The sequence below is a fragment of the Bacterioplanoides sp. SCSIO 12839 genome, assembly GCF_024397975.1.
Classification (GTDB): Bacteria; Pseudomonadota; Gammaproteobacteria; order Pseudomonadales; family Oceanobacteraceae; genus Bacterioplanoides.
On sequence record NZ_CP073745.1, the window covers coordinates 2,642,550 to 2,653,312 of the forward strand.

At 47.8% G+C, this 10,763-nt stretch carries 10 protein-coding genes; 6 read left to right on the forward strand and 4 right to left on the reverse strand.

What is annotated here, in order from left to right; translation table 11 throughout:
• The 3 genes from KFF03_RS12160 to KFF03_RS12170 are packed head-to-tail and all read left to right on the forward strand — an operon-like array spanning position 1 to position 3,056.
• The gene (locus KFF03_RS12160; RefSeq protein ID WP_255857190.1) at positions 1 to 1,920 is read left to right on the forward strand and encodes a bifunctional diguanylate cyclase/phosphodiesterase; all 1,920 of its coding nucleotides are present in this window, start codon (positions 1 to 3) and stop codon (positions 1,918 to 1,920) included.
• A 46-nt stretch (positions 1,921 to 1,966) separates the two neighbouring features.
• Complete coding sequence (locus KFF03_RS12165) at positions 1,967 to 2,452, forward strand: hypothetical protein (protein WP_255857191.1); 486 nt, start codon at positions 1,967 to 1,969, stop codon at positions 2,450 to 2,452.
• Positions 2,453 to 2,507: 55 nt separating this feature from the next.
• Positions 2,508 to 3,056 carry a YaeQ family protein gene (locus KFF03_RS12170; protein WP_255857192.1) on the forward strand — a complete coding sequence of 183 codons (549 nt, stop codon included), beginning with the start codon at positions 2,508 to 2,510 and terminating at the stop codon, positions 3,054 to 3,056.
• Here the strand turns inward: KFF03_RS12170 and KFF03_RS12175 are convergent.
• Positions 3,040 to 4,239: a DUF4377 domain-containing protein gene (locus tag KFF03_RS12175; protein WP_255857193.1), complete on the reverse strand. Its 1,200-nt coding sequence runs from the start codon at positions 4,237 to 4,239 to the stop codon at positions 3,040 to 3,042. The genes KFF03_RS12170 and KFF03_RS12175 overlap by 17 nt on opposite strands.
• A gap of 33 nt (positions 4,240 to 4,272) precedes the next feature.
• Positions 4,273 to 5,412 (reverse strand): 1-acyl-sn-glycerol-3-phosphate acyltransferase, encoded by a 1,140-nt coding sequence (locus KFF03_RS12180; RefSeq protein WP_255857194.1) that lies wholly within the window; start codon positions 5,410 to 5,412, stop codon positions 4,273 to 4,275.
• A gap of 170 nt (positions 5,413 to 5,582) precedes the next feature.
• Here KFF03_RS12180 and KFF03_RS12185 point away from each other — a divergent pair, with 170 nt between their 5' ends.
• Positions 5,583 to 5,984, forward strand: a complete 402-nt coding sequence (locus KFF03_RS12185; RefSeq protein ID WP_255857195.1) for a hypothetical protein — start codon at positions 5,583 to 5,585, stop codon at positions 5,982 to 5,984.
• Positions 5,985 to 6,008: 24 nt separating this feature from the next.
• Here KFF03_RS12185 and KFF03_RS12190 read toward each other — a convergent pair whose 3' ends face one another.
• Both KFF03_RS12190 and KFF03_RS12195 read right to left on the reverse strand, forming a co-directional pair.
• Complete coding sequence (locus KFF03_RS12190; RefSeq protein ID WP_255857196.1) at positions 6,009 to 8,039, reverse strand: response regulator; 2,031 nt, start codon at positions 8,037 to 8,039, stop codon at positions 6,009 to 6,011.
• A 28-nt stretch (positions 8,040 to 8,067) separates the two neighbouring features.
• Positions 8,068 to 8,616 carry a helix-turn-helix domain-containing protein gene (locus KFF03_RS12195; protein WP_255857197.1) on the reverse strand — a complete coding sequence of 183 codons (549 nt, stop codon included), beginning with the start codon at positions 8,614 to 8,616 and terminating at the stop codon, positions 8,068 to 8,070.
• A 226-nt stretch (positions 8,617 to 8,842) separates the two neighbouring features.
• Between KFF03_RS12195 and KFF03_RS12200 the strand changes: the two genes are divergently transcribed.
• Together KFF03_RS12200 and KFF03_RS12205 are read left to right on the forward strand one after the other, a co-directional pair.
• Positions 8,843 to 10,351, forward strand: a complete 1,509-nt coding sequence (locus KFF03_RS12200) for a response regulator (protein WP_255857198.1) — start codon at positions 8,843 to 8,845, stop codon at positions 10,349 to 10,351.
• Between the two features lie 136 nt (positions 10,352 to 10,487).
• Positions 10,488 to 10,748 (forward strand): hypothetical protein, encoded by a 261-nt coding sequence (locus KFF03_RS12205; protein WP_255857199.1) that lies wholly within the window; start codon positions 10,488 to 10,490, stop codon positions 10,746 to 10,748.
• Positions 10,749 to 10,763: the final 15 nt, after the last annotated feature.

Genomic DNA, 10,763 nt, shown 5'->3' on the forward strand with positions numbered 1-10,763 from the left:
ATGCATCGTTTGTTAAAACGCCAGCTAAAGCGCTATTTGCCGGATCCACAAGATCAGCACCGCTTTAAAGACTTATTGGAAGTCATTGATCAGGCCTATCAGCAACAGGATGTGGATCGGGAAATGCTGGAGCGTTCATTACAGCTCACCTCCGAAGAGTTACTGCAACGCAATCATAAATTACGTATCAACCTTCAGGAACAGGCCGCCTCTCAGCAAGCACTGAAGCAGTCTTATCAGATTCTGGATGCCACACTGAATGCATCACAAGAAGGTGTGTTAGTCATTAACACCGATGGCCACCCGGCGGTTTATAACCAGCGTTACCTGGCGTTAAGCCAATTAAGTCCAGATGAAATCCAGCGCATGGATTTACGCGACCTGATGAAAAACTCCATGAGTTTGGTCACTGAGCCACAAAAGCTACAACACCAGGTGGAATCACTGATCAATTCTCCCGGTGATTTTTTACATGAAGTGTACCGCAGCCATAATAACCACTGGGTTGAGGCTTATGCCTGCAATGACCCTGTGGCTGGATTTATCTGGATGTTACGGGATACCACTGAAATTCGTGAAAAAGAACAAACCATCGAGCATCAGGCCCGTCATGACGCCTTAACTCAGCTACCCAATCGCGTGTTATTACTGGATCGCATGGAAAATGCCATCCAGCGTGCTCAGCGCCAGAAAAAGCGCTTAGCCGTCTGTTATCTTGACCTTGATGCATTTAAAGCGGTTAACGATAGCCTGGGCCATGACGCGGGGGATGTGTTATTACAGCAAGTCAGCCAACGTCTGAAAAATCGGATACGGGAAAGTGACACTCTCGCTCGCATAGGTGGCGATGAATTTGTCATCCTGCTCGACGCAGTGCGTAATCAGGAAGAAGTGTTGTACCTGGCCGAACGTTTGTTAGAAACACTGGCAGAGCCCATTCCGGTTAATGACCGAACCTTTTTTATTGGCGCTTCGATGGGTATTGCAATGTACCCGAACGACGGTACAACACCGGGTGCACTGCTTAAAAATGCGGATATTGCCATGTACCGAGCCAAGGAAAATGGCAAAAACCGATTCCACTTTTTTACGCCATCACTGGAGCGGATTGCACAACACCGTTTAACAATGGAAACCAATCTGCGCCATGCATTGGAAAATGACGAGCTGGAGTTATTTTACCAACCCAAGTTTTTTTTACAGCAGCACGGTGCAACAGCAGGTACAACGGCAACACACAGTTTTGAAGCATTAATTCGCTGGCCGCAAAAAGATGGCAGCTTTATTCCTCCCGACAGCTTTATTCACATTGCTGAAGATGCTGGCATGATTGGCCGTGTCAGCGATTGGGTATTACGCCAGGCAGCGCAGCAGGCAAAACATTGGTATGAGCGTGGTTTTAACGCCAATATCAGTATTAATATTTCGCCAAAACAGTTTTTAATACCGGATTTTGATAAAGACATTATCAGCACGCTGGAAACCCTGCAGCTGCCGCACAATCTGATTTCTATTGAAATTACCGAAAGCCTGCTGATGCAGGATCTCAACAATGCCCGGCAGGTATTAGAATATTTCCGCAGTAACGGGATATATATTTATCTCGATGACTTTGGCACCGGTTTTTCATCATTAAATTACCTGAAAAACCTGCCTGTTGATGCCATTAAAATTGACCGGACTTTTGTTAAAGATCTGAGCAATAGTAACGCTGACCAGGCTATTGCCTCTTCCATTATTGCACTGGGAAAAAATCTGGATATGTTGGTCGTCGCTGAAGGCGTTGAAACGTCAGAACAGGCAAAATTTCTGATTGATAGCGGTTGCGACTTAGCACAAGGGTATTTTTATGGACGACCATTGCCGGCCGAACAGGCCGAACAGTTTCTGACACCCCTACCCTTGTCAAAGCCTGGCTGACGTCGTACATTCGCCCGAATTTAATTATCCACGAGCATCGCTGAACATGACCGATGAAAGCAGCCACCGTTACCCTCATTTTCTGGCCGTTGATGGCAGCTCCTGGGAAGAAAACGCCCACCCTGTTGCCATTGCCTGGTCACTGGCCGATGGCACCATCAAAACAACCCTGATACAACCCGAAGACGATTGGCATGACTGGGACTTTGCACTCGAAGACCTGCACGGTATCAGCCAGGACACACTCTATCAGCGGGGCGAAACCTGCTGGTCGGTATTACGTGAGCTGGAACACGACCTGGAGCAACCACTGGTTGCCAGTGATGACGCTCCGCGAACAGAGCAATTATTAGAAACCTTATACGAAGCTTGCGGACGTGACCTCAGCCTGGAAGTGAGCGCTTGTTATGATCAGGTTCAGGATCAAAACCTGATACGGGAAGTACGGGAAGACCTGCAGTTGTCTGATCAGATGTGTGATGACCGTGTACGAATGATGTTGGAAGTATGGGCCAGAGAAAATCGTCAATGAGCGCCTGCTGATACCTTAAATCATCAAACTCTCCTTTTATTTTCCAGGATTTTTTATGGCTTTATCTGCCACTATTTTTAAAGCGCAATTGAATATTTCTGATTTACGTCGCCACCATTATCAGGACTACACCTTAACTCTGGCATTACACCCATCCGAAACAGAAGAACGCATGCTGGTCAGGTTACTATGCTTTTGTTTATACGCCAGTGATTCACTGGAGTTCACCAAAGGCCTGAGCAGTGATGATGAACCGGATATCTGGCAGAAGAGCCTGAGTGACGAAATTGAGCTATGGATTGAATTGGGTCAACCGGACGAAAAGCGCGTTCGGAAAGCCAGCGGTCGCTCAGAACACGTGGTCATTGCAGGATTTCAACAACGACCATTCTCCATCTGGTGGGAGCAGCAAAAGAGCAAGCTGGAACGCTTTGATAATGTCTCGGTACTGGAACTTCAGGGCTGTGATCAGCTGGGCCAGATCGTCAAACGTACGATGAATCTACAGCTGACCATTGATGACAATACCATCTGGCTAACTGACGAAACGATTAACCTGGAAATTCCGTTCCAGTATTTTAACAATGCTACTGAGATTGGTTAGCTGGCCACCAATCGATATCGTCCTGATCCTCAACACAGCTGTCAAAGTCGCTACCCACATTTTCGTTGCAGACAATCGACGTCACCACAACTTCAATGCGTTGGTTCACTGACGCATCACCATCACTTTGGTTGTTGTTTTGGGTGTTATTGCCTCCGCTGACTTCAACATAAGCATCCAGCAACAACATATGTTCGTCGTCTTTAGCCTGAGCAAAATCATTACACAGGGTGTCGCAGAGGAGTGTTTGCTCACCATCATAGAGCGTAATTTTATTATCCGAGTCAGCATCGGCCAGGTCTCGGGCATTCAAAACAAATAAAAAATTATTGCTGCTGCCAGACAGAGTTTCGGGCGAGTCATCATTCGTTTCCAGTTTGGCCGACGTCAGCTGGCCACCTGAGCTGAGTGTTTTTTCGACCTCGATGTCATATTGCTGACCCCACTCCGGAGAAAAGCCCGAAATATCCGATGATGTGGTTTGCAATAATTCCCAGTCATCCGAACTGTCGGCACGGTAGACCAGACACAGAGTTGGCTCGGTAAAATTACAATCACTTTGAAAATGACGGATGGTCCATTCGTCTTTGCTGATGCCTTCACAAGCCGATGCAAAATCATCTTCAGCAGCGGAACAAACCAGGGAAGAGAACGTCAGCACGTTGCTTGCTGCGGTGAATTCAAGTTGCATGACATGATCATCGGCGATCGCCTGATCAATATCCGTTCCCTGCTCTGATGTCGTGGTAAAGGTAATTTCGCCCCCCAAAGACCAGGACGTTTTTTCTGAGTTGGCCGCACTGATCACACCTGAACGCGGATACAGTGTCAGGCTGAACGCATTATTGTTGGCGGTGGAAGTGTGTTCGGATAAGAAGCGATAACTTTCTGCATCACCTGAGTTGTCGAAAGAAGTTTCAACATTAATCGTGTAGTAATTTCCCCACTGATAACTGCTGAAACCATTGAGGTTATTAAATACCTCGTAATCACTGTCGCTGCCTTCATCTTTGACGCTAAAGCAAAGACTGGCGGAGTCTTTATCACACTGCTGCTTAAAATAATTAACGTCGATACGTTCATCTTTATCGCTGTAATCAATGCCCAGGTCACAGCCTGTTAACCAAACAAAAGACAGCGATAAGAAAAAAACACGGATATGAGAAACAAAACGTTGCGACATAATGGCAATCTCTGCTGTGCCGCAACAAGCTGGTCAGTCAGATATTTCTGCAGAACAACCGACGGCGTAATTTTTAAGCATTTGCTGGCGAACAGCATCCGGGAGTCCCGTTAAGCGCTGTTCAAGTTGTACTTTTTTATTATCGATCGGTTGGCGCTGAGCAGCCTGAGACATCAAACCGTCATCTGCTTGTAACAATTCTGCGGCGGCTTGATGAACCGGCCAAATTTCGGCCATGTCAGTCAATTGCTGATCGATACAGCGCGCCATTGTATCAGCATCGAGCAATTCTGACTCCGTCAGAGGACGTCCAAAGTTCACTTTTACTTTACCTTTACACCCGGTCAGTCCCAATAAAATGCTGCGAACATCTTCTTCCGCTTCCTTCTGGTAACTGCCGGTTTGTTCCAACATCACCAATTCCCGGGCTTTTAATACATCACACGGATCCCATTCGTATTGAATAGATACCGGGACTGGGTTCAGCTGCTGCATGGTGTCCGTAAACGATTCTTTATTGGCACGGCCATGTAAGGCCAGCATTTTTAAAACCGCCGTATCGGTGCGATCAATATTATCTTTTGCCCGGCCTTCACGTTGAGCAATCCAGATCGATTCACCTTCGCTGACGGAATGACGGATATACGCCGATAAACGCTGCAACTCTTTCAGCTTCTGACGATTATTTTCAATATTACGCTTAACGACGAAGCTCTTATTGAGCCGCATCACATCGGCCACGTCTGGATTTGACAACAGGTTGTCACCAATGGCGATCCGGCTGGTTGGCCAGCCTGCCAGGTGCAGAGAATAGTTAATCATGGTCGGATCCATCGCGATGTCGCGATGATTGGAAATCCAGACGTGTGTTTTTTCCGGGTCAAGGTTGTCCAGGCCACACACTTCAACTTCCGTCGTTGTGCTGTTTAACAGTTGCTCAACCCGGGGTTCCAGCCAGAATTGAAAATCCTCAACTGACGATAAACGGTTAAACTGAGTACGCATCAAAGTACGAAACAACGGCTTGACCACAGGGCGCAACAGCCTTGGGAGTTGTGGCAGACGATACTGCAGCATGGCAGACACCAGGGTGTCGGATGCCAACAACCGCGTCAGTACGGATTCAACTTCATCATCATTAAACGGACGAATATCCGCAAACAGATCAGACATATTACTCTCTTTATATACCGTTTAACCGCAGAGTTCTGTGTTATGAAAGGGGGCTGGCAGATGCTTCAGCTATCTTATCGCAACCAAAACCCTATTCTATGAACGGTTTATCCTGATTATTGCTTTAGTATATCCTTGCGTTTCTCAACGAGCGAATCAGGTAACCCTCTATGGTCGATGTTTGGCAACCCGCCAACCCCTCTTCTACCAGTCCCGACTTGACAGTGCTGCAAAAAATGGCCTCGGCCGCAGAAGCGCTGGAGAGTAGCGGTGATATATCAGCGCTGCTGGATGATGCACAACTGGCTTCAGGCCGCAGCTGGCTGCAGTTAACCGAAGAAGCATGGCAACCCGTGATTGCGCAGTTAAGCCATGAACAACAGCTGGCGCTGGCTACCTTTTATACGGTTGCAGAAGTGAAATTAAGCGGTTGGCAAGCACGGGATAAAAACCCGGCTATCTGGATTTTCCGCTATCTGAAGAAGAATCAGCAACTTCCGGAAAAAGATTTTATCAAAGCACTCAAGAATAAAACGGATAATCGCTTTATTCCCTATGGCAGCGTGCTCTAAAACCTAGGGCACCTCATGAAGTCATCACAGAAACTTTAACAAAGCCTGTTTAAGCTCATTAACACGAATAGGTTTGGCCAGATAATCATTCATACCAGCGTCAAGGCAGGCTTTTTTCTGTTCTGCCATGACGTCGGCCGATAATGCCAGAACCGGAATGTGTGCTTCACCTTCGAGCTTACGAATCGCTCGCGTTGCGTCTAAACCATCCATTTCCGGCATATGGCAATCCATCAAGATCAGATCAAACGCCTGTGCCTGATACAGTTCAACGGCTTCAGATCCGGTGGTGGCAACCCGAACATCGCACCCCATCCGGGTGAGCATCTGAGTCGCCACCTTTTGATTCACCGGGTTATCTTCTGCTAACAGAATACGTTTATGCTGTAACCGTTCTTTCGAGTTATCCGGTAGCACCCCTGTTCGACGGTACTGGGTAATTAAGCGCTCTGGCTGTGTCTCACACTGTGACAGTGCCAACAGCATTGAGCGTAATTTTTCTTCACTGATGGGCCAGTCCCAATAGCCGTAAACCCCCTGCTTTCTCAGGCTGGATTCTTCAAAATGAACAGCCTCAGAAAAGGTCACAGCAATGCGTACCCCCTTCTCAACCAAACACTCCATAGCGTCCGGCAATGATTCAAATAAACGCCTCGAGATCACCAGAATTTCGGGTAATGATTCACCACGGTTAATTGCCTGACTGACATCATCCAAACTGCCAAACTGTTGCAGTGGCATTTGTAAACGCCGCCCAACCGAAACCAGCAAAGCCCGATTCACCGGAACCTCATCGACCAGCCAAAGCGAGTGTGTATTAACACGATCAGATGCGGCTTCTTCTACCGGCAAGGTAACGTCATCAACAGTCGCCAGCGATAAGTCCAGCCAAAAGTTCGAACCCACACCGGGGGCACTGACCACCCCAACCTGTCCGTTCATCAGGTTGGCAAGACGCTGACAAATACTCAGCCCTAATCCGGTACCTCCAACCATGGTTGATAACCGCCCATGAGCAAAGCTGTATTCATCAAACAAGTGCATGGCCTTATTGGCTTCAATGCCTAATCCGGTATCTTCCACCGTAAAACGCAAACATACCCGCTGCTGCTCACGCTCAACCCGAACAACGCGTAATAACACATGACCTCGTTCGGTGAACTTGATGGCATTGGTCAGAAAATTCATCAGAATCTGGCGAATACGAATAGCATCCCCGAGCAATAAGTCGGGCACCTCATCTTCGGTAAAGGATTGCAGCACCAGGCTTTTCTCTTTAGCTTTAGCCGAAACCATGCTCAGCAAGTCTTCCACCATGCTGCGTAAACTGAATACCTCTTCCTCGATAGCCAGCTTATTCGCTTCAATCTTTGATAAGTCGAGAATATCGTTGACGATGGCCAGCAGGTGGTCAGAGGAGGTTTGAATCACTTTCAGGAAGCTGTGCTGCTCACTGGATAACTCAGTTTGCTCCAGTAACGAAGCCATCCCTAACAAGCCATTCATCGGGGTACGAATCTCATGACTCATGCTCGCCAGAAAGCGGCTTTTGGCAATATTGGCTTCTTCCGCCTGGTCACGCTCCAGCCTGAGCACTTCTCTGGCTTTCACCTGCTCCGAAATATCCGAACTGATGGCCATCAGGCTATGCAATTCACCATCACAAATAATCGGAACCAGTTGATTGGAAAAATACAGTGTTCCTTGAGTGCCGGCATCGACGCTCATTTCGTATTGTTGCGTCACCCGGGTGCTGATGGCCTGGCGCATCTTGTCACGAAAAATAGTGACCACCTCGGGCGTCAGGTATTGTTCACAAGGTGTTCCCAATACCTGACTTTTATCAAAACCGCTGGCCGGGTGATTGATATCAACGATGTAACCATTGAGGTCAATTTCAGTGACAATGTCCGGCATTTGCTTCCATAGCAGCCGAAACCGGGTGCGGTCTTTTTCAACCGCCTCCAGCTGTTTGGATAACTTACGGGAATGCAGAATCAGATACGAAACAAGCAGAGACAGGGTTACTGTTAAAAAAAGCCAAACCAGATTCATCACAACCCTGTTGTATTAGCAAAGAGCATCAGGCAGCAACATCGCTGGTCAGGTAATTAATCAGCTCTTGTTGATCGTTAGGCCACTGATAATACAACCAGGAATGACTGTTAGCAGCTTCTTTATTGACAGGTTTGTCGAAGCACAAACACAAAATATCCCGACCTTCGACATCTTTAAGTACTTTTTCGACCGACTGGCGATCTTTGTCTGCACTGACAGCGATCGCTCCGGGCTGTTGCTGGGCAATCATAAAGCCAAATTGAATCGGGTCTGATGTCACCTTAACATCCCAACCGGCCCGGCGAACGGCGGCGGAAATCTCAATCGACTTGTCGTTGTTACCCGCTAATAGCAACAACACCTTACCGCCGAGCACCAGATCATCAGGTACCGGCATATTGTTGCCTTTCAGAAACGCAACAAAGCTTTCTATCGGTATGCGGTTATCTCCGCGCCCCGGCAATTTATACGCTTCAAGATGACCGCGCTCAATCCAACGGATGACAGTGCGAAAATTCACACCACAATATTTAGCGACTTCGCCGGTTGTTAATGCTTGTTTATCCCTCACCATGAACTCTCAAACTCAGCAGGACATGGGTTCAGTATAGATAGCCTGCGAGCAATGCAAGGCAAAATCCGTAGTAAACAAGAAACGGGTATAAAAACCCTGTTTTCTGTGCGAATTATTTCTGTAGCAATGTGTTACCGCTCATTAATGATGCGGTTATCCGCTTGTTATTCACTGGTGAGGCCAGCTACAGTAATAGATGGCCTGTTAAAAAGTGACGAGACAAGTGATGCAGTGGAATTTATTACTGGTTGATGATGAAGCCGACATCCTGCAAACCCTGCGCAGAATGCTCCGCTCTGACACATTCACGATTTTTGAGGCTAACAACGCGTCCGAGGCACTGACGTTATTTGCACAGCACGATATTCATCTGATGATCACCGACTACAAAATGCCAAACACCGATGGTTTAGCATTGTGTCGTGAAGTCCGTCAGCGCTCTCCGGCCACTTACCGCATCCTGTTATCCGGACAAGTTGATTACCCCGTTCTGCAACAGGCCTGGCGTCATGGTGATGTTCACCGGTTTGTGGCAAAACCCTGGGATAACCTGCTGCTCAAAAATGATGTCACCGAAGGCCTTAAACAACATCAGTTGCTGCGCAAAGCACTTTTCCTGCGCCACAATGTTCAGGGCGATCAGCCTCTGCTGCTAACCGATGCTAACTGGGTCATTCGTTTGGCCAACCCATCCGTTTGTGAAGCACTAGGGGTTGAGGAATCCGATCTGGTTGGCATCAACCTGTTTGCTGCAAACCTGTCGGCCATGCCATTTGAGTTAGAGGCTGAGATCACCACTCAGGTTGAATCTAGTCACAGCTGGCTGGGGTATTTCAGTTTTTTACCCATGTCTGAACAGAAAATTTCAGCCTGGATGGCAGTGACCTCCGTCAGTGAACACTATCGCGTATGCTTGTGTCGCTTTGTCAGCCAGAATACCCTGGCACCGAGCGCCTATCAGGATGAACTCAAACGCTACACACATCATGATTCGGAATATTCACAGCACCCGACTCACGATGTTAATGCACACAAGCCGTTCCCCGCTGAAAAAACTGCTGAAAATCACGAAACTGGCCAATGCTTGCAACGACATAGCGACTATAAAACCACCGCATTATTCGACGCCAGTGGTCAGATAGTGGCGCTTAAAACACCTCATATTAACTATGACCAGCAACAGTGGCATGACTGGCTAACAGTGATGTTACAAGCCTGGCAAGCTTCCTTTCAGGGAACATTATGTGTGGTGTATGACGCACAGCTGGCCGATGAAGCAGCCAACCGCAACTACTTGCAAGCGCTGGAAGATCTGATAGCAGAACAAGGCTCGATCAATACAATTGACCCCGTTATTCTTGTCAATGAAAGCCAGCTGATGGACGAATCGTATCCTCAGCAATCATTACGACACGATTGGCGTCAGGCAAGATGTCGCTTATTTGTCGCCAATTTTGGTCGTAGCTTCCTCAACTCACGCCAGATCCTGACTCTGCCCATTGAAGGTGTGGTGCTGGCGCCCGAGTTTTTACCCAATATGAGCAACAACAAGTCGTTGCCGCAAAGTAAGCGTTTATTACAACGCATTCACACCCATAAACTGAGCATTTATGCACCCGATATTCACTCCACCGATGCCTTGGCGGCGGCGCACCAAAGTGATGTAGACTGGCTCAGCGGTGATGCTCTGTCTCCGCCTCTGACAGCGGATCAACTCGCCTGGTTCAGAATCTGAAGCGTGGCTTTCCAGCATCTCAGATTCATTCACTCCCGGTTTCACATTTCCCGACACGATAACGCTGTTCATCCTACCCGGCTGAGTTATTATTAGCGGCGATAATAACGCTCAAAATAGTTTTCAGGAGTCAGAAGTGAATAAAGACCAGGCTTACCATCAGATTGCATTAGCGTGTTTAAAAACATTGCGCGAAAGTAATGCTGGTGAATCCAAAGATGCCGCCCAGGAACTGTATGACACCATCGACCAGGCATTTCAGGGGCAGTTTGCTTTGGTTCTGGCGGAACTTGAAGACAGCAAACAACGTCTTAACCTGATCAATCAACTGGACCCTCAGCGTCACTCAATTGCGGATGCCCAGGCCATTATTAATGCCAATGGCACGGCTCACTGATTCAGAGTCGGCTAA

Coding starts and splice junctions, on each gene's coding strand:
- KFF03_RS12160 (WP_255857190.1), top strand. CDS start 1: ATGCATCGTTTGTTAAAACGCCAGCTAAAGCGCTATTTGCCGGATCCA.
- KFF03_RS12165 (WP_255857191.1), top strand. CDS start 1,967: ATGACCGATGAAAGCAGCCACCGTTACCCTCATTTTCTGGCCGTTGAT.
- KFF03_RS12170 (WP_255857192.1), top strand. CDS start 2,508: ATGGCTTTATCTGCCACTATTTTTAAAGCGCAATTGAATATTTCTGAT.
- KFF03_RS12175 (WP_255857193.1), bottom strand. CDS start 4,239: ATGTCGCAACGTTTTGTTTCTCATATCCGTGTTTTTTTCTTATCGCTG.
- KFF03_RS12180 (WP_255857194.1), bottom strand. CDS start 5,412: ATGTCTGATCTGTTTGCGGATATTCGTCCGTTTAATGATGATGAAGTT.
- KFF03_RS12185 (WP_255857195.1), top strand. CDS start 5,583: ATGGTCGATGTTTGGCAACCCGCCAACCCCTCTTCTACCAGTCCCGAC.
- KFF03_RS12190 (WP_255857196.1), bottom strand. CDS start 8,039: ATGAATCTGGTTTGGCTTTTTTTAACAGTAACCCTGTCTCTGCTTGTT.
- KFF03_RS12195 (WP_255857197.1), bottom strand. CDS start 8,616: ATGGTGAGGGATAAACAAGCATTAACAACCGGCGAAGTCGCTAAATAT.
- KFF03_RS12200 (WP_255857198.1), top strand. CDS start 8,843: ATGCAGTGGAATTTATTACTGGTTGATGATGAAGCCGACATCCTGCAA.